Annotated in this window: 14 protein-coding genes; 7 read left to right on the forward strand and 7 right to left on the reverse strand. The window is 69.9% G+C overall.

The window, feature by feature from the left end; translation table 11 throughout:
• Window positions 1-11: 11 nt before the first annotated feature.
• The 4 genes from EBN03_RS02415 to EBN03_RS02430 all read right to left on the reverse strand — a co-directional run bounded on the left by EBN03_RS02415 (window position 12) and on the right by EBN03_RS02430 (window position 6,415).
• Complete coding sequence (locus tag EBN03_RS02415; protein ID WP_233608062.1) at window positions 12-3,686, reverse strand: nitrate reductase subunit alpha; 3,675 nt, start codon at window positions 3,684-3,686, stop codon at window positions 12-14.
• 403 nt (window positions 3,687-4,089) lie between these two features.
• On the reverse strand, window positions 4,090-4,953 hold the full coding sequence (locus EBN03_RS02420; RefSeq protein ID WP_122186151.1) for an alpha/beta fold hydrolase: 864 nt from the start codon (window positions 4,951-4,953) through the stop codon (window positions 4,090-4,092).
• A gap of 39 nt (window positions 4,954-4,992) precedes the next feature.
• Complete coding sequence (locus tag EBN03_RS02425; RefSeq protein WP_122186152.1) at window positions 4,993-5,829, reverse strand: DUF72 domain-containing protein; 837 nt, start codon at window positions 5,827-5,829, stop codon at window positions 4,993-4,995.
• 139 nt (window positions 5,830-5,968) lie between these two features.
• Entirely contained in the window at window positions 5,969-6,415 is a 447-nt protein-coding gene (locus EBN03_RS02430; RefSeq protein ID WP_122186153.1) for a cupin domain-containing protein, read from the reverse strand.
• Between the two features lie 168 nt (window positions 6,416-6,583).
• On the opposite strand from EBN03_RS02430, the gene EBN03_RS02435 reads away from it, so the two are divergent.
• The 6 genes from EBN03_RS02435 to EBN03_RS02460 all read left to right on the forward strand — a co-directional run bounded on the left by EBN03_RS02435 (window position 6,584) and on the right by EBN03_RS02460 (window position 11,984).
• Window positions 6,584-6,886: a hypothetical protein gene (locus EBN03_RS02435; protein WP_122186154.1), complete on the forward strand. Its 303-nt coding sequence runs from the start codon at window positions 6,584-6,586 to the stop codon at window positions 6,884-6,886.
• 18 nt (window positions 6,887-6,904) lie between these two features.
• Window positions 6,905-9,328, forward strand: coding sequence for a WXG100 family type VII secretion target (locus EBN03_RS02440; RefSeq protein WP_122186155.1), 2,424 nt, complete (start codon window positions 6,905-6,907; stop codon window positions 9,326-9,328).
• A gap of 17 nt (window positions 9,329-9,345) precedes the next feature.
• Window positions 9,346-9,669, forward strand: a complete 324-nt coding sequence (locus EBN03_RS02445; RefSeq protein ID WP_147471434.1) for a hypothetical protein — start codon at window positions 9,346-9,348, stop codon at window positions 9,667-9,669.
• 92 nt (window positions 9,670-9,761) lie between these two features.
• The gene (locus EBN03_RS02450) at window positions 9,762-10,502 is read left to right on the forward strand and encodes an SDR family NAD(P)-dependent oxidoreductase (protein WP_122186157.1); all 741 of its coding nucleotides are present in this window, start codon (window positions 9,762-9,764) and stop codon (window positions 10,500-10,502) included.
• A 47-nt stretch (window positions 10,503-10,549) separates the two neighbouring features.
• Window positions 10,550-11,125, forward strand: coding sequence for a TetR/AcrR family transcriptional regulator (locus EBN03_RS02455; RefSeq protein WP_122186158.1), 576 nt, complete (start codon window positions 10,550-10,552; stop codon window positions 11,123-11,125).
• Window positions 11,126-11,195: 70 nt separating this feature from the next.
• Window positions 11,196-11,984: an SDR family NAD(P)-dependent oxidoreductase gene (locus EBN03_RS02460; protein ID WP_122186159.1), complete on the forward strand. Its 789-nt coding sequence runs from the start codon at window positions 11,196-11,198 to the stop codon at window positions 11,982-11,984.
• 97 nt (window positions 11,985-12,081) lie between these two features.
• Here EBN03_RS02460 and EBN03_RS02465 read toward each other — a convergent pair whose 3' ends face one another.
• Genes EBN03_RS02465 through EBN03_RS02475 form a run of 3 tightly spaced genes read right to left on the reverse strand, consistent with a single transcriptional unit; the run spans window position 12,082 to window position 14,919 of the window.
• Window positions 12,082-13,812: an NTP transferase domain-containing protein gene (locus EBN03_RS02465; protein ID WP_122186160.1), complete on the reverse strand. Its 1,731-nt coding sequence runs from the start codon at window positions 13,810-13,812 to the stop codon at window positions 12,082-12,084.
• 45 nt (window positions 13,813-13,857) lie between these two features.
• Complete coding sequence (locus tag EBN03_RS02470; protein WP_122186161.1) at window positions 13,858-14,160, reverse strand: MGMT family protein; 303 nt, start codon at window positions 14,158-14,160, stop codon at window positions 13,858-13,860.
• Window positions 14,161-14,919, reverse strand: a complete 759-nt coding sequence (locus EBN03_RS02475; protein ID WP_122186162.1) for an alpha/beta fold hydrolase — start codon at window positions 14,917-14,919, stop codon at window positions 14,161-14,163. It abuts the gene before it with no gap.
• Between the two features lie 133 nt (window positions 14,920-15,052).
• Between EBN03_RS02475 and EBN03_RS02480 the strand changes: the two genes are divergently transcribed.
• On the forward strand, window positions 15,053-18,643 hold the full coding sequence (locus tag EBN03_RS02480) for an ATP-dependent helicase (protein ID WP_233608063.1): 3,591 nt from the start codon (window positions 15,053-15,055) through the stop codon (window positions 18,641-18,643).
• Window positions 18,644-18,656: the final 13 nt, after the last annotated feature.

Genomic DNA, 18,656 nt, shown 5'->3' on the forward strand with positions numbered 1-18,656 from the left:
TACGCGCATAGTCAGTACTCGACTTCCTGTGAGCGCTTACGGATCGTCGTGACTTCGTCGCGCTGGTTTCCGGTGGGGCCGTGGTAGTTCATGGCGAAGGACTGCTGGGCGTAGCCACCGATCAGGTGCGAGGGCTTGATCATGATCCGGGTCAGCGCGTTGTGGATACCGCCGCGCTTGCCCTTGCCCGCGGTCATCTCCGGCGTGCCCTCGATGCGCGGCACGGCGACCGCGCGATCCTGGGCGTGGTACATGAACACCGTGCCCTCGGGCATGCGGTGACTGACGATCGCGCGGGCCACGACCACACCGTTGCGGTTGACCGCCTCGATCCAATCGTTGTCCGCCACACCGATTTTCGCCGCGTCGACATCCGACATCCAGATCGCCTGCCCGCCGCGCGAGAGCGTCAGCATGTGCAGGTTGTCCTGGTAGGCGGAGTGGATCGACCACTTCGAGTGCGGGGTCAGATAGCGCACGGTGACGCCGCGCTCGGTGACGCTGCCGATGCCCGGTTCGGCGAACAGCGCCTGCATGTCCAGTGGTGGCCGGTAGATCGGCAGTTGCTCACCGAGTTCGATCATCCAGTCGTGGTCGAGGTAGAAGTGCTGCCGGCCGGTCAGCGTGTGCCACGGCTTGAGCCGTTCGACATTGATGGTGAACGGGGAGTAGCGGCGGCCGCCGGTCTCCGACCCCGACCATTCCGGCGAGGTGATCACCGGGACGGGCCGAGCTTGAGTGTCCGCGAACGTGATTCGCTTGCCCTCATGTTCGGCGGCCAGGTCCGCGAGCTGCGTGCCGGTACGCCGTTCCATGGCGTGGAAGCCCTCCACCGCGAGCCGGCCGTTGGTGGTACCGGACAGCGCCAGGATGGTCTCGGCGGCGTGGGTGTCCTTGGCCAGCGACGGACGGCCCACTGCCGCACCCGAACTCACCGTCCCGTTGACGCCGCGCAGGTACTCGACCTCCTCGTCGGGCAGCGTGGTCACGCCCTTGGTGGTGACACCCAGGGTCTCGACCAGCGGGCCGAGCGCGGCCATCTTGTCCGCGACCGCTGGGTAGTCGCGTTCCACCACAACCAGTTTCGGCATGGTCTTGCCCGGGACCGGTTCGCACTCCCCGGCCTTCCAGTCCAGTACCCGGCCACCGGCCTGGGCCAGCGCGTCGGCCGAATCATGTTGCAGCGGCACGGCGACCAGGTCCTTGCGCACGCCGAGATGCTTCTCGGCCAGCCAGGAGAACCCGCGGGCGATCCGGTGGAACGCCTCGAAGTCGGTCTTGGTCTCCCACGGCGGGGAGATGGCGGGAGAGAAGGCGTGCACGAACGGGTGCATGTCGGTGGAGGACAGGTCGTGCTTCTCGTACCAGGTGGCCGCGGGCAGCACGATGTCGGAGAACAACGTGGTCGAGGTCATCCGGAAGTCCAGCGACAGCAGCAGATCCAGCTTGCCGGTGGCCGCGGTGTCCCGCCACTCCAGTTCCTGCGGGCGCACCCCGGTGGCCTCGCCGGTCTGCAGGTTGGAGTCCGCGCCCAGCAGATGCCTGTGGAAGTACTCGTTGCCCTTGCCCGACGAGCCCAGGATGTTGGCCCGCCACACGGTCAGCACGCGCGGGAAGTTCTCCGGTGCGTCGGGATCCTCGCAGGCGAAGCGCAGGTCGCCGGACTTCAGCCCGTCGACCACGTAGTCGGCGGGCGCCTTGCCCGCCGCCTCGGCCTCGTCGACCAGGTCGAGCGGATTGCGGTTCAGGGTCGGGTAACTCGGCATCCAGCCCAGCCGCGTGGCGAGGGCGATGTTGTCGGCGGCGGTGCGGCCCGCGAACTTCCCGGAAGCCAGTGGAGAGGCGAAGGATTCGGAGGTGAACGGGTCGTAGCGCCACTGGTCGTTGGTCAGATACCAGAACACGGTGCCCTGCATCTGGCGCGCCGGGCGCTGCCAGTCGGAACCGAAAGCCAGTGTGGCCCAGCCGGTCACCGGGCGGCACTTCTCCTGGCCGACGTAGTGGGCCCAGCCGCCGCCGTTGACGCCCTGGCAGCCGGTGAGCAGGGTGAGGGTGAAGAAGGAGCGGTAGATCTGGTCGGAATGGAACCAGTGGTTGGTGCCGGCCCCCATCAGGATCATCGAACGGCCCTGGGACTGTTCGGCATTCGCGGCGAACTCGCGGGCGATCCGCAGCGCCTGGGCGGCCGGGACGCCGGTGATCGACTCCTGCCAGGCGGGGGTGTACGGGTTCTCGGTGTCGTCGTAGCCGGCCGGCCACGCGCCGGGCAGCCCGTCGCGGCCCACACCGTACTGGGCCAGCAGCAGGTCGAAGACCGTGGTGACCCGTTTGCCGGCGATCACGGTGGTGGGTACGCCGCGCTCGAGGGTGCCCTGCCCGTCGGCCCGGTCGAACCGCGGGAACTGTACGGCCACAGCATCGTCGGTGCGGCCGTACAGGGTCAGGGTGGGATCGACGTCGCCCAGATCCAGGTTCCACTTGCCCTTGCCGGCCTCGGTGAAGCGATGACCCAGGGAACCATTGGGCACCACCGGATTACCGTCACCGTCGAGCAGCACGGTCTGGAACTCGACCCCCTCGCCGGTGTGGCCGAGGTCCGCGGCGGTCACGAATTTGCCCGGCCGCCAGCCGTGCTCGGACTCCTCGAGAGTGATCAGGTAGGGCAGATCGGTGTAGCGCTTGATGTAGTCGTCGAAGTACGGGGTGGTGCGCTCGACGAAGAACTCGCGCAACACCACGTGGCCCATGGCCATCGCCAGCGCGGCATCGGTGCCCGGGCGGGCCGGCACCCATTCGTCGGCGAACTTGGTGTTGTCGGCGTAGTCGGGGGAGACCACGACGACCTTCTGGCCCCGATAGCGGGCCTCGGTCATGTAGTGGGCGTCCGGAGTTCGGGTCACCGGGACGTTGGAACCCCACATGATCAGGTAGGACGCGTCGAACCAGTCGGCCGACTCCGGCACGTCGGTCTGGTCGCCGAACACCTGCGGGGACGCGACCGGCAGGTCGGCGTACCAGTCGTAGAACGACAGCATCGCGCCGCCGATCAGCGAGATGAACCGGGCGCCGGTCGCGTGCGACACCATCGACATGGCGGGAATGGGGGAGAAGCCCGCGACCCGATCCGGGCCGTACTGCTTGATCGTGTAAACGTGTGCGGCGGCTGCCATTTCGGCGGCCTCCCACCACTCGGCGCGGACGAAGCCGCCCTTGCCGCGGGCGGACTTGTAGGCGGCGGCCCGGTCCGTGTCCTCGACGATCGACGCCCAGGCCAGGACCGGGTCCTTGTGCTGGGCCTTGGCGGCGCGGTACATCTCCAGCAGCACGCCGCGTACGTACGGATACCGAACGCGCGCAGGCGAATACGTGTACCAGGAGAACGACGCGCCGCGGGGGCAGCCGCGCGGTTCGTACTCGGGCTTGTCGGCGCCGACGGAGGGGTAGTCGGTCTGCTGCGACTCCCAGGTGATCACGCCGTCGGAGACGTAGATCTTCCACGAACACGAGCCGGTGCAGTTCACGCCGTGGGTGGACCGCACGACCTTGTCGTGCGACCAGCGGTCGCGATAGAACTCGTCCGCGTCGCGGCCGCCCACCTGGTGGACGGTGCGCAGGTCGGTGGAAACCTCACCGCGGTTGAAGTGCCGGCCCAGCCGCAACAGCGCGTCAGCCGAAGTGTTAGCCACAACGCCCCCAAGAGTCGATCGAGCCGGATATCGAATTCGACTGTAAGGAGCCTCGAGGCCCCCGCAAAACGGACGGCGCTCACCTCACTCGGGGGCAAAATATGCTGTGAGGTGGCGGAAACTTCACGGTCACTGGCCGGTCTGTTCCGGCATTACCCCATGTGATGCCGACCTGCGGTGATCTGATCGGAATGGCGCGAGCGTACCGCAGACCGGGGCATTTGCGGGTATCCGGTGAACCTTTGGAAACGGCTGCTTCTCGGCGGATTTACATTTGTTAACACGTCCCCCTGGTCGAAAACCGCGCGCCGCCGCATGGCTGAAACGCGCGGGAACGGCAGTGTTCCGGCGGTGTCCGGAGCGGCTCCCGGCCGGTTTGCCGACGGATAGCCGCTCCGCCCGTTCAGCTCACGACACGCTGCAAGAACTCCAACGCGACACGCTCGAACGCCTCCTTGGCCTCGACCATGACCCAGTGCCCGCACTTGGGAAAGATGTGCACCTCCGCGTTCGGGATCGTGCGCATCGGCAGCAGCAGCATGTCCGGCGGGCTCTGGCGGTCGTCGAGCCCCCAGGTGAGCAGGGTCGGGCAGCCGATCTTGTGCAGCATCGACCAGTACGGCGGGAATTTGCCCTGCGCCTGCATCTTCTGCTGGGCGGCGAACGCCTTCGACCCGTACATGGCCGCCAGCGAGGCGTGCGACGCCGGATCGGTCGCGGCCGCCCAGCGGTCCTCGATCAGCTCCTCGGTCACCAGGGCGCGATCGTAGACCATGCAGTTCAGCCAGCGGACCAGCTTGTCCTTGGCCGGGTCGTCGGCGAACTCCTGCGGCAGCCGGGTGCCCTCACTCGGATCGGCGGCGAAGATGTTCGGACCGATCCCGCCGATCCCGATCAGTGCCCGCACCCGATGTGGTTCGCGCACAGCGAGATTGGCGCCGACGACCCCACCCATCGAGTTCCCGAGCAGGGCCGCCGACTCGATTCCCAAGGCGTCCATGAACTTCAGGACCGACGCGCCGGCCGAGACCACCGGATGCGTACCCGCCACCGGGTCACTGACGCCGAAGCCCGGGAACTCGAGGATGTAGCAGTGGTAATGCTCGGCGAACCGGGCGAGGTTGCCGCGAAAGTTCTTCCACCCGCTCACGCCGATCCCCGAGCCGTGCAACAGGATCAGCGGTTCGCCCGCCCCCGCCTCGTAGTAGTAGAGCGCACCGTCCTCGGTGTCGAGGCGCCTGCGTGTGTTCTCCTGCGTGAGATCCATGCACACTACACTAGAACAAGTTCTAGAAATGGGGCAGGATCAGAACAGGGTGAACGGTTCGGTCCCGGCCGGCTCCGGCAGCGGATCCAACTCCGGAACCTCGGCCCGGACCGCCTCGTGGAAGCGACGTGCCAGGTCCAGCGAGGACGCGTTGTCCGGGGTGTGCAGGAACACCGTCGGGCTGCGGCCCTCCCGCAACCACTCCACCACCGTCGCGATCCACGGCTGCCAGCCGGCGATCGTCGGCTCCGGCGCGTCCCGGCCGTGATAGCGGACCACCGGATGGTCGGTGAGCGCCGTGACCAGGCGGGGGACCCGCGGCTTCTTCGCCGACGCCTCCCGTTCGGCGGCACTGCCCGGCGCGGCTTCGAACAGAACGGTGGTATCGAAGGTGAGCCACTCCGCGCCCGCGCTGTCCAGCGTCGCGACGAGAGCCGCTGCGGCACGCGGGTTTTCGAAGAACGCCGGATGCCGGACCTCGACCGCCTTCGGGTAGTCGCGGGGCAGGCGGCGCAAAAAACTGCCCAGCACCGCCAGCTCCGACGGGCCGAACGAGGGCGGTAACTGCACCCACAGCGGGTGAACGCGACTGCCCAACGGCTCGACGGCGGCCAGGAATTCGCGCATCTCGGTCTCGACCCCCGTCAGCCGCTTGTCGTGCGTGACCGTGCGATGGATCTTCACCGCGAACCGGAAATCCTCGGGCGTCTGCGCCGCCCACGCCGCCGTCGTCTTCACCGACGGCACCGCGTAGAACGTGGTGTTGCCCTCGACGGCCGTGCACCGCTGCGCATACGCCCGCAGCTTCTCCCGCCCCGGCTGCCAGTCCTGCCAAGCCGGGTGGGTGAACATCGCACAACCGACAGCCAACCGCACCGAGCGACCGTATCGCGTAGGCGTTGCCCCGCGGTACCCGGACGTGGTGTCGGACCGGCGCCCTGATCGGCACTCCCACACCCGGTCGTCGAGGTGTGTGGATGCGGGCGGGCCGCTCGAAACACACAGGCAGCGGGTGTTACGACGGTGTGCAGTCCGGGGCGGCGGCGTCCTGCGACAGTGGGCTGCCTACCGGCAAGACGTAGAGCACGTCGAGGATCTGGGGGTCGGGGGTCGAGTTGATCTCGATGTGGACGTGGTCGGGGCCGCTGGGTTCGACGATGGCGTCGCCGGGGCCGCCGGTCAGGTCGCGGGTGCAGGTGTGGTCGAAGTGGTTCATGGTGCCGGCGCGGACGATTCCGTAGAGGGTGCCGTCGTGGTAGTGCCAGCCGGTGGAACCGCCCGGGGCGATGGTGATTTCGCGCAGGACGTAGTGGGTGTCGCCGATCGTGGTGTCCGCCAGGACGATTGCGGTCACGCCGGTGGACGGGGTGGCGCTCGCGGGCTGCACGGCCAGCGCCGGGACCAGGGCGAGGAGGGTGCCGGCGGCGGCGAGAACCGTGGCGCGGGTGGAGCGGAACGACATGCGGACCTGCTTTCGAATGCGGGGAACCGGATCGAGCCGGTGTGCGTCCAAACATGATGCAGCCGTTGCGCTGCCGTGCCGCGGTTACAGACGTGCGACACGACGATGGCATTGCACGCGTAGTATTCGTGACCTGGGGCGATGCCGCAGTGCCGGAGGAGGGGAATCATGCTGTTCGACCCGGAGTATGTGCTCGGATTCGCGGACCGGATCGAGCCCGCCGCCGACGCCACCGCCGCCCACGCGCAGGCCGTCACGGCCATCGGATTCGAGGCCGGGCATGCGGGACAGGCGTATTCGGAGCAGGGGGCGAAGCTCGCCGACGGTCTCGACGGGATCGTCACCATGCTGCGGGACTGGTCGGCGACCTCGAGCGCCACAGCCGCCGCGCTGCGCACCGCGGTCACGGCGATGACCGGCGTGGACGACCGGTTCCGCGGCCGGCTCGACGGCCTGAATTCCGGTCAGTGACCGCGATCGGGGGGCGGCATGAGTGAGTACAGCGACGAAGTGGCCGCCCCCACGGTCGAACTGCGGCGGTTCCTGCGGGACGACGGCCGCAACGTCTTCGACCGCACGTTCTGGAACGACGCACCGAATCTCGGTGGTACCACGGCGAAAGCGCTGCTCGCCGGCGCCGAACCGGGCCTGGAATGGTTTCGGCTCGCCCTGATCCGCTACCACCGGGTGTGGGACGTGCTGCGTTCGGAACTGCCCGGATTCGACTGCATCGACGTGCCGGCGACATTCATCGGCGGCGTGCCGGTGGTCGGCCTGCGGCTCTCGACCGAGGACCCGGCCGCGGCGTACCGAACGCTGAGCGAGCTCTACCACCAGCAGGACGGGGTGGACACCGCGAAACTTGCCGAGGTGGCCACCACCCTGGCCGGCGTCGCGGCCGGCACCGAAACCCGTTCCGCGCCTGCCGATATCACCGCCGATCTCGGCGACATCAAGAACGCGGTACCCGAGGCGTGGACCGGCGACGCGGGCGAATCGGCCCTGGACCACCTGGCCGGTTTCCACGCGCACGCCGATACACAGACCCAGTACCTGCAGGCCGTCGCCGCCGCCATGGACTCCCTACCCGAGACGCTGCTCGGTATCGTCCGGGAGAAGGCCCGGTTCGTCGGCGGCTTCGACAGCCCGCAGTGCCCGGTCGCCGCACACGCCATGCGGCTCACCGGAACCGCGAACGACCCGGTGAGCGTGATCATCACCGTCGCCACCGGCAAGTCCACCAGCTCCGACCTGGCGGCCGCCGACACCCAGTTGCGCCCCGACATCTTCGACGACCAGCACGTGTCCGCCGCCTGCCGCGAATGGCTGTCCGGCCAGTTCGGCCCGGCCGTCCGCGAGGCCGTCAAGTCCTTCGTCTACCAGTGCCGCCTCGCCGACCACTACATCAAGGCCGCCTACCAGCCGGTCATGGACCTACTGGACGACAAGGACGACCGGAAGTTTCCCCAGCCCCCGGAACAATCGGCACCGACCGCCCCGGGTGACCCGTCCACCGCGGCCCCCACCGAACCGGCACCGACCACCGCCGCACCCTCGGCCACCACAACCGCACCCGCGACGAACACCATGTCGCAGTCGAATCCGCTGCAATCGATCGCCTCCACCCTGGGACAAGCGGATCAGTCCCTGGCCGCGCTGGGCGGCACAGTGCAGCAGGACCTGCTGGGACTCAGCGGCGGAACCACCACCCAGACGACTAACGGCACCAAGACAACTGGCAACACCACAACCGGTAAATCGACGCTGGGCCTTCAGCCGACCGGGAACACGGCCGGCAGCCAGACAATCGGCAGCACAACGTCGGGTAGCCAGCCGACCGGCGGCATGGTGACCGGCGGCGCGGTGCTGTCGTCCGCGGTGATCTCGGCCCTGCTCGCTGCGATCGAATCGCCACTGTCGATCGAATCACCGCTGTCGATCACCGGCGGCGATCACCCATCGGCCACCCTGACCATCGGCGGCGAGAAGTTCTCTCTCGCACCGGGTGCCGACGGTTCCTTGCTGGCGACCGTCACAGCCGCCGACGGCAAGTCCCACGAATACCAGCTGTCACTGCACAACGGCATCCCCGTCGTCACCGAAGTCGTTGCGCCACAGGATATTCCTGGCACCGCCGCGCTGCGCACCGACACACCCGACACCGCAACCGATCCGTCGGCAACCGCCCCCGACAACGCCACAACTCAATCGCCATCTCTGACGACACCCGAACCGGGAGAACCTGTTACGGGCCCCATCGACGATCCGTCCGCTCCTGGTTCGTCTCCTGTCACGCCGGGTGATCGTCCGTCGCTTACTGATTCGTCTCCCGTCACGCCGGGTGATCGTCCGTCGCTTACTGATTCGTCTCCTGTCACGCCGGGTGATGGTCCGTCGCTTACTGATTCGTCTCCTGTCACGCCGGGTGAAGGTCCGTCCGCTTCTGGTCCGTCGCCTGCCGCGCCGAGCGACGGTCCGTCCGTTACCGACTCGTCCCCTGCAACGCCAGGCGACGGCACGTCCGGCGCTGCTCCGTCGACGGGGTCGCCTGGTGCCGAGCCGCCGGGTACGGTTACCGGCACCGCGCGACCAGACACCCCGCCGCCCGGCAATGACCCCGGTGCACCCATCGGACCGCCGGAAAGTCCTCCGGCCCATCATGATCCCGCGACATCCGCGCCCCCGCAGCCGACCGGTGCGACCCCTGACCCCGGTGCGGTCCTGGCCCTCGCCGGCCCGATCGACAGCGCCGAACCCGCTCTGCCGCACCAGCCCACCGCCACCCCCTCGCAGCCGACGGCCGCCGCGCCACAGCCGACGGCCGCCGCGCCACAGCCGACGGCCGCCGCGCCGCAGCCGAACTCCTCCACTCAGTCACCGCGTGGCCCCGCCCTCGACAAGGGCGGCACGTAGTGGACTACCGAGCCGAAATGGCCCGCATCCTGGCCGATTACACCGCGGCGTCCCGCGGCGTACTGGAACACCTGACCGAGATCGACGCGAAAACCACCCGCGCCGGCGGCTCGGTATTCGACCGACCGCACACCGAGCCGGAGCTCGATCGGCCCGAAACTCCACCGGAGCGTGCGGCGCGGGAGGCTCGTGCGGAACGCGACCGGCAGGCCCGAACAGCCACGCATCCGAGGCGGTACCCGGCGCACGGCCGCGAAGAGGTCGTCTACCCATCGGACTGGACCGACGTCGATCGCGCCCGAGACGAGGATGACGGCCCGCCGCCCTCCTGGGTGAGTTAGCGACCGAGAACGGCCGGGTCCCACCGGAACTTCCATCGAAAAACTGCAATACGTTCTAGTGTTGGCCTTCACTCGTCAGACGGAGGCACACCATGACCGACTCTTCTCCCTCCTTCACCGATCGGCGCGTCATCGTCACCGGCGCTTCCGGTGGCGTCGGCGGCACACTCGTGCGGCTGTTCCGCGACGCCGGCGCACAGGTGATCGGGACCGATGTCGTGCCGGGGGAGGGCGTTGTGGCGTGCGATCTGCGCGACGAGAACGCCATCACGGACTTCGCCGGGCAGGCGGTCGCCGATCTCGGTGGCCTCGACATTCTGTGCAACGTGGCCGGCGTCCAGCATTTCGCCCGGCTGGGCGATATCACGGCAGCCGAACTCCGCCTGCATACCGATGTCAATCTGGTGGCGCCGATGCTGCTCACGCAGGCGGTCGCGCCGGCGCTGGTCGCGTCGGCTGCCGCCGGGCGCGGTGGGAACGTCGTGACGATCGCGTCGATCTCGGCGACGTTCGCGCAGCCGTACAACTCCGTCTACTGCGCGAGTAAGGCCGGGGTGCTGCTCGGTATGCGGTCGCTGGCCATCGAACTGGCCCAGCAGCGCGTGCGCGTCAACTGTGTCTCGCCCGGGGGAATCGAAACCCCGATGCCGCACAACGCCGCTCGGGCACTGCCCGCCGACATCGACTGGAGCCTGCTCATGAAATCGACGAGCGCATTCCCCGGCTTCATGCCGCCGGCCGACGTCTGCGACGCGGTGCTGTTCCTCGCCTCCGACGCCGCGAAGTCCATCACCGGTACCAACCTCGTCGTCGACCGCGGCGTCGTGTTCTGACGGTCGGGTTGTTGACCTCGAGGTCCACAACTCGTTAGTCTCGAATCGTGGGCAGGCCCAGGAACTTCGATCCGGACTCGGTCGTGGACCGCGCGCTGGAGGTGTTCTGGACGCACGGCTACGCCGGTACCTCGCCGGCGCGGCTGGCGGCGGCCACCGGGGTCGGCAAGGGCAGTCTGTATCACCAGTACGGCAGCAAGCGGAAACTGTTCGAGCTGGTGCTCGCGCGGTACGACGAGATCGGGCGGGAGCGGGTACAGCACTGCCTGGCCGCGCCGGGCGACGCGCGGGAAGTGATCCGGGAGTTCCTGTACGCGCTGGCGGATTCCGATTTGGCGCAGCCGATTCGGCGCGGGTGCCTGGTGGTGAACGTGTCGGTCGAGCTGGCGCCGCACGACCCGGAGATCGCCGCGGCCGCGCACCGGATGCAGGGGCACACCGTCGCGGCCCTGCAGCAGCGGATCGAGCAGGGGCAGCGCGCCGGTGAGATCCGGGCCGACCTCGACGCGGCGGACCACGCCAAGTTCCTCATGAATACCGTTGCGGGCCTGCGCATCACCGCCAAGACCTACGACGCCGAATCACTGCATCGGATCGCCGACATCGCAGTAGCCACCCTCTGACCTTCGGGCCGCCGCCCCGGCGGCCTTCTCGTACCCTCATTGTTGACCTTCAGGTCAAGAAAGGTAGCTCATGGACCTCGGACTCACCGGGAAGACCGCCCTCGTCACCGGAGCCGGCCGCGGCATCGGCCTGGCCGTCGCGCAGGCACTCACCGCGGAGGGCGTGCGCGTCGTCGGCGCCGCGCGGACCGTCACTCCCGAGCTGGAAAAAGCCAGCGTCGCAAGTGTTTCCGTCGACCTGTCGACCGCCGCGGGCGCGACCGGCGTGGTGAGCTCGGCACTGGAAGAGCTGGGTGCCATCGACATCCTGATCAACAACGTCGGCGCGGGCGACGTCGACAAGATGGTGCTCGGTGGTTTCCTCGACATCCCCGACGAACAGTGGGCAACCCTGTTCGACCTCAACCTGTTCAGCGCGGTCCGCACCACCCGCGCCGCCCTGCCCAGCCTGCTGGAACGGCGCGGCTCGATCGTCAACATCTCCTCGATCAACGCCCACGTCCCGGCCACCGGCCCAGTCGGCTACAGCGAGGCCAAGGCCGCGCTGAAAACCTTCTCCAAGCGCCTCAGCGAGGAATTCGGCCCGTCCGGCCTGCGGGTGAACACCGTTTCACCCGGCGTCGTCGGTTCCCCACTGTGGCGCGGGGAGAACAGCTTCGGCGCCAAGGTCGCCGCCGCCAACGGCGCCGCCCACCAGGACTTCCTGGCCGCCATCCCGGAACTGTTCTCGATCGCCACCCGCCGGATCACCGAACCGGAGGAGATCGCCGCCCTGGTCACCTTCCTGGTCTCCGACAAGGCAACCAACATCACCGGCGCGGATTACGTCCTGGACGGGGGAACACTGAAGAACAGCTGACCCGGTGACGGCCGGCCCGCACTGCGCAGCCCGCTCCGCCGTGCGGCTCGGCCGTCCCATCGCCGCGTGGCTGTGCCATCGTGTGCAGGCCGGAGTGTCACCCTGGCAGCGGGATGAATTCGACCTCGGCGCCGTCGGTGAGTCCCGGCGGGACGATCACCAGTCCGTCCCGATTCAGAAGTGCCGCAAGGTGTGCCGTGCGGACCTGTGGATCGCCGACCCATCCGTCGTCCACCGCGTGCACCGGGACGATCCGCGGCACCTGCTCGCTGACCGTCCCGGCGTTGCGGAGTGCGACGGTCCGGCGCCGGGTGGGCAGTCGCGCGGTCAGGCCGTCGACCAGCGCGGGGCCCAGGGCCAGGAGTGTCGCGACCGCCGCGTACGGATTTCCGGGCAGCCCGAGAACAGCTGTGCCGCTGCGTGTTTCGGCGATGATCGTGGAACCGCCGGGCCGCATCCGCAAGCGCTGGACCAGCAGCCGGGCTCCGGTACGGTCCAGGGCGTCACGGAGCTGATCGGCCGCACCACCACCCGTCGCGCCCACGATCACGATCAGATCGCAATCGGCTGCCGCGGACAGTAATTCGTCGAACGCGCCCGCGGTGTCGCGCAGATGCACGCGCTCCACCGCGGAGATCCCCAGCGCCGCGGCCAGAATCGGCAGCACCGGCCCGATCGAGTCCCGGGTCTGGCCCGGATGCAGCGGGCCCTCGCCGCGAATCTCGTCGCCGGTCATGACGATTCGGGCCCGGATCGGTCCACGCACGCGCACCGAACCCACCTCGGCGGCCGCGGCGACCGAGACCACGGCGGCGGTCACCGGCGTGCCCGCCGGTGCGATCTCGTCGCCCGGCAGCCAGTCCTCGCCGCGCCGGCGCACGTCCTCCCGCTCGGGAGTATCCGGAAGCTGGTGCAGCAGTTCATCTTCGATGCGGGAGAACTCGTCGCGCAGCACCCGCTCGGTGCCTTCGGGCACATGCGCGCCGGTCGCGATCCGGACCGCCTCGCCGGGCAGCAGCCCGATCGGGCGCTCGCCGCCCGCGAAGCCCACATCACGCCGCAGCCGCCACGGCGACGGACCCGACACCGCGTATCCGTCCATCGCCGAGACGTCGAAGCGGGGCAGCGCCTCCGCCGCGACCAGCGGCTCCGCGAGCACCCCGCCGAGCGCCGAGCGAACATTCGTTTCCCGATCCGGAACCGGAGTCAGGGTGCGGCGCACCAGGTTCCGGGCCTCGTCCAGCTCGACCGGTGCGGCCTGTGCGCGCGCCCGGCGCACCTCGTCGGGAGTGTCGCAGTCGGTGACACCGCCCACCGGAACCATCAGGGTGTCCGCCGGAACCAGCGCCTTCATCGGCTGATTGACCAGGGTGTCGAGACTGTCCACCGCGTCCCGCAACGCCGTGGCCCGCCACGCGCCGACCAGATACTGCGGCCGGCCCGCCTCGTCGGCCGCGAACACCGCGTCGACGCCGGACGCGGTCGCCTGCGCCACCAGATCGTCGACCGCGGCGGCGGTCAGGAACGGCAGATCGGCCGCCAGCACCACCACCAGGCCGGCCGGGAAATCGCAGTCGGCCAGCGCGCGCAACCCCGACGCCACCGCCGCCACCGGACCGGCACCCGCCGGGATCTCCTGCACCTGGCGGATAGCGGAATTCAGCTCCGGCCGGCGCGGCCCGACCACGACGGTGCGCGCGCACGAGGCCACCGCCGCGAGCGCCGACTCCAGCATCGACTGCCCGCCGACCACCAGCCCCGGCTTGTCCACTCCACCCATGCGAGTCGCGCGGCCGCCGGCCAGCACGATGGCGTCGACGGTACTCACCCGCGGATCGCCGCCCGATAGATCATGTTCGCCGATCGTAGTGGGTCACCGGACACCGAATCGATGGCGCGCCGTCGCCAGGTCGACGCGGTCACCGCGGATGGGCGCCCCCTCGGCGGCCAACGCCGCGAGCTGGCGTCCGGCCTTGTGCGGTGCCGGTGTCCCGTCGGCACGCAACACCCGATGCCACGGCAGATCCGCCCCGTCGGTCCGCAGGATCCAGCCCACGGTGCGTGGTGTCGACAGTCCCGCTGCTGCCGCGATATCGCCGTAGGTGGCGACTTTGCCCGGCGGGATGGCGGCGACCAGCGCGCGCACGTGCTCGATCTGGTCATCGGTGGTCCGCATCTACAGCGCGCTCCGCACCACGGCCGCCGTCTCGTCGGGCAGCGCCTCGAGCACCATGTGATCGCAGTCGAATTCGCGCAGTGTCAGCTTCGGTCGCGGATCCCGCTGCAACGCCACCCGCAGCGGCGCCGTGACCTGCGACTGATTGCCGTACACCACCGTCGTGGTCAGGTCCGCGGGCGGCAGCAGCACGTCCCGGGCCAGCTCGCCCCAATAGGCGGTGACCGCGGCGGTGTGCATCCGCCAGCCCAGCCGGCCGTCCGAGCGCGGGATCAGGTGCTCGGCCAGCTCACCGGACAGGATCTCGGGGGCCACGTCCTGCCAGGCGGTCGCGATCTTGTCCCGGCGCGCGGCCTCGACATCCGCGTAGCCGGGGTCGGCGATGGTCTGCTCGGCGATCGGCAGCAGCGCCTCCGGCGGCAGCCCGACCGCCGGATCCAGCAACACCAGCCCCGCGACCAGTTCCGGATTGCGGTGCGCCAGATGAATCGCCACCATGCCACCGAAGGAATGACCGACCACCGTGACCGGTCGCCGCGGCTCGATCAGCGCGGCGACATCGTCGGCGACCGTCTCCAGCGTCCACGGCGGCAGGCTCGTGGAACGCCCGTGACCGCGCAGGTCGGGCGCGATCACCCGGCAGTCCGGCAGTCGCTCGGCGAGCAGCCGCCACCGCAGCCCGTGCCCGGTCAAACCGTGCAGCGCCAGGATCGTGGGGCCGCTCTCCGGTCCGAATCGGTGGACGTTCAGCTCACTCACCCGCCCATTGTGCAGTCTCTCCCTGGTCTGGACGAAACAGAAATGGTCCCCCGATGGGGTACCGGTCGGTCGTTCTTCGAACCTGTCGGGGCTGTCTGTTGAAATAGCCGGTGTGATGCGATCCGATAGCTCGATGCGTTTGGTGCGTCGCAGCGAGTCGGTATCCGCGGGGGGTGCGTGGGATGCCGAGGTCGCGGCGCTGTTCGCCGCCGCGGAAGCGGAACCCGGCTGGTTGCCCTGGCATGTGCTGGGCGGTCCCGGAACCGGCAAGACGACCTTGCTGATCGATCTGGCCGCCGCACGGATCGCCGCCGGTGCCGCACCGGAATCGGTGCTGGTCCTCACCCACGCCAAGCCGGCCGCGCTGCGGGTGCGGGCCGCGATCACCGCCCGCCTCAGCGGCCGCGGCGGAGTGCCGGGCGCCAACCGGGAACCGATGGTGCGGACGGTCCACTCCTACGCCTTCGCGATCCTGCGCGATCACGCCGCCGCGGCCGGTAACCCGCCGCCCCGGCTGTTGACCGGTGCCGAACAGGACGTCGTGCTGCGCGAGATGCTGCGCGGCGACCTGGAGGACATCCGCGCCGGCGCCGACGACCTGTGGCCGCGCCGCCTGCGCCCGGCCCTGGAGACCGCCGGCTTCGCCGAACAATTGCGCGACCTCATGCTGCGCGCCACCGAACGCGGTCTCGGCCCCGAGGACCTGATCGAGCTCGGGCAGCGCTACGACCGCGACGAGTGGATCGCCGCCGGCCGTTTCGCCGAACGCTACGAGCAGGCCATGCTGCTGCGCTGGTCGGTGGGCGTGAGCGCACCCGAAGCCAGCGCACCCGCCCTCGACGCGGCCGAACTGATCGGTGCCGCGCTCGAGGTGCTCGCGATCGACCCCGACCTGCTGGACGCCGAGCGCTCCCGCCTCGGCTGCCTGCTCGTCGACGACGCGCAACACCTGGATCCGCTGGCCGCGGAACTGGTGCGCGTCATCGGCTCCGGACCCGCGACGACCGTGATCGCCGGTGACCCGGACCAGTCGGTGTTCTCCTACCGGGGTGCCGATCCGGCCTTCGCGGCCGACGTGGACGCGCGACCGGACCGCCGCCTGGTACTGCGGACCGACTATCGGGGAGCTCGTGCGGTGCACCGCGCTGTGGCTCGAATCAGTTCGCGGCTACCGGGTTTCGCGCCGCACCGGTTCGGGGTCGGGCCGGTCGATGGGGGAATCCGCGCCGAACGTCACAGTGCGTCAGGCGAGCTGGCAGATTCGGATCTGCCGGAATTCGAGCCCGGCGAGTTCCGGGTCCGGGTACTCACCACGCAGGCCAAGGAAGCGGCGCTGATCGCCGACCACCTGCGCCGGGCGCACCTCGCCGACGGCGTGCCCTGGGGTCGGATGGCCGTGATCGTCCGCTCGGTCCCGCTGTCGCTGGCCCCGCTGCGCCGAGCCCTGCTGGCCGCGGGAGTGCCGGTCCGGCAGCCGAAACCGTCCGTACCGCTGGCCCGCCGCAACGGCGCCGCCTGGATGCTGTGCGCCCTGCGTGCCCTGCTCGCCGGCGAACGCGACCGTCCCGAACTGTTCACCGCCGACGATGCCCTCGACCTGCTCGCCGGCCCCCTCGGCGGCGCCGACCAGATCAGCCTGCGCCGACTCCGCCGCGGCATCCGCCGAACCGTGTTGGAACGCGGCGGCGTCAGGTTCGAAGATTCGCCGGCGGCCGAGAACGCGGACGATGCCGTCGATACTGTCGTTTCGGAGACCGCGGACCGGCCCGGCGTGGTCGAGGAGGCCGAGCCGGGCGCGGGCGACAGCGGCGGAGCGACCCTCGCCACCGTGGCCGCGGCCGACACCACCGGAGCGACTCGGGCGTCCGCGGGTGGGAAGGACGACGGATTCCTCGGTGTAGCCGACCCCGACGGGGCGCCGGTGCCCGCGCTGTCGGAGATGGATCTGCCGTCCGCGCAAGTGTTGCGAGATCTGATGGTCGGCACCGGGGACCTCACGCTGCTCGATCGGCTGACCGATGTCGAGGCGGCGCCGTTGCGGCGGGTGCTGGCGGCGCTGGGGCGGGCGCGGAAGGTGCGGGCGCGCGGGGCGGGGCTGGAGGATGTGCTGTGGGGGCTGTGGACGGCGTCGCGGCTGGAGCAGCGGTGGACTCGGCAGGCCGAGCGCGGTGGGGCCGGCGGCATTCAGGCCGATCGTGACCTCGATGCGGCGGTGGGCCTGTTCGACGCGGCGGCCGCGTATGTCGACCGGCTGCCGCGGGCTACCGCCGAGGGTTTCGTGGAATACCTGGAACAGCAGGTGATTCCGCAGGATTCGGCCCCACTGACCGATCCGGGTGACGCGGTGGCGATCGTCAGTGCGCACGCGGCGGCCGGACAGGAGTGGGAGGTCGTCGCGGTTGCCGGTGTGCAGGAAGGGATCTGGCCGAATCTGCGCCCGCGCGGGACCCTGCTGGGCATCGAGGACCTGGTGGATCTGCGTGCGGGCGTGAGTAATCCGGGCGAGCAGCTGAGCCGGTCGGCGCCGATCCTGGCCGAGGAACGCCGACTGCTGCTGGTGGCGTGCAGCCGGGCCCGGCGGTCGCTGCTGGTCACCGCGGTCGAATCCGTCACCGGCGACCGGGATCTGGTGCCGTCGCGGTTCCTGGCCGAACTCGACCCGCAGGCCGGGCCGGGGGAGACCGGCCGGGTGCCGGTGCCCGAGGATCCGGGCCGGGCCCTGGTCATGCAGGCGCTGATCGCCGAATTACGCGGTGTCGCTTGCGATGTCGAGGATGTTCCGGAGCGCCGGGAGCGCGCCGCGACCCAGCTGGCCCGGCTCGCGGCGGCGGGAGTCCCCGGCGCCCACCCGGATCAGTGGTACGGCACCGCGGAACCGAGCTCGCAGCTCCCGCTGTGGGGTGCCGAGCAGGGCCCGGTCGCCTTGTCCCCGTCGACGGTCGAACTGTTGCGCACCTGTCCGCTGCGCTGGGCGCTGGAACGGCACGGCGGCAGCGACGGCGACAACCCGCACGCCGTCAAGGGCAACCTCGTGCACACCCTCGTGCAGGCGCTGGCCGGGCAGGTGACCCTGGACCAGGTGAAACTGGCGCTGGCCCGGGCCTGGCGGTCGGTGGATCCGTCCGCGAGCGAGAACGGCCCGCGCAGTTGGCATTCCCGCAAGGACCTGGAGCGCACGTCCGACATGCTGGACATCTTCGTGGCCTGGCTCGCCAACACCCGGCACGAGCTGACCCTGATGGGTGTGGAGGTGCCGGTCGACCTGGTGCTGCCCGCGCGCGACGCCGACGAGTATCCGGTGCGCTTGCGTGGCCGGGTCGACCGTGTGGAGCGGGATGCGTTGGGCCGCTTCGTGATCGTCGACGTGAAGACGGCCAAGACCCCGATCTCCAAGCCGGCCGCGCAGGATCACGCGCAGCTGGCCACCTATCAGGTCGCGGCCGGCGCAGGCGGGCTCGCCGACCTCGGCTCCGACGCCGCCGGGCCCGGTGGCGCGCGTCTGGTGTACGTGGCCAAGCCCAGCGCCAAAGAGGGCGCCACACAACGCATGCAGTCCCCGCTCGACGAAGAGTCCGAGCGGGACTGGCGTACCACCATCCACGAGGCGGCCGCCGCCACGCGCGGGCCGAGCTACCTCGCGATGCGCAACGACGGCTGCCGGCACTGCTCGGTCTCGGGCTGCTGCCCGGTCCAGGACTCGGGCCGCCAGGTGACCGACGAATGACCGCGCCGACCAC

This window comes from Nocardia stercoris (assembly GCF_003696265.1).
GTDB classification, from domain to species: Bacteria; Actinomycetota; Actinomycetes; order Mycobacteriales; family Mycobacteriaceae; genus Nocardia; species Nocardia stercoris.

Bases quoted from the DNA above. Each gene is read 5' to 3' on its own strand.
- EBN03_RS02450 (WP_122186157.1), top strand. From the start codon at position 9,762: ATGACCGACTCTTCTCCCTCCTTCACCGATCGGCGCGTCATCGTCACC.
- EBN03_RS02470 (WP_122186161.1), bottom strand. From the start codon at position 14,160: ATGCGGACCACCGATGACCAGATCGAGCACGTGCGCGCGCTGGTCGCC.
- EBN03_RS02430 (WP_122186153.1), bottom strand. From the start codon at position 6,415: ATGTCGTTCCGCTCCACCCGCGCCACGGTTCTCGCCGCCGCCGGCACC.
- EBN03_RS02440 (WP_122186155.1), top strand. From the start codon at position 6,905: ATGAGTGAGTACAGCGACGAAGTGGCCGCCCCCACGGTCGAACTGCGG.
- EBN03_RS02435 (WP_122186154.1), top strand. From the start codon at position 6,584: ATGCTGTTCGACCCGGAGTATGTGCTCGGATTCGCGGACCGGATCGAG.
- EBN03_RS02445 (WP_147471434.1), top strand. From the start codon at position 9,346: ATGGCCCGCATCCTGGCCGATTACACCGCGGCGTCCCGCGGCGTACTG.
- EBN03_RS02460 (WP_122186159.1), top strand. From the start codon at position 11,196: ATGGACCTCGGACTCACCGGGAAGACCGCCCTCGTCACCGGAGCCGGC.
- EBN03_RS02420 (WP_122186151.1), bottom strand. From the start codon at position 4,953: ATGGATCTCACGCAGGAGAACACACGCAGGCGCCTCGACACCGAGGAC.
- EBN03_RS02480 (WP_233608063.1), top strand. From the start codon at position 15,053: ATGCGTTTGGTGCGTCGCAGCGAGTCGGTATCCGCGGGGGGTGCGTGG.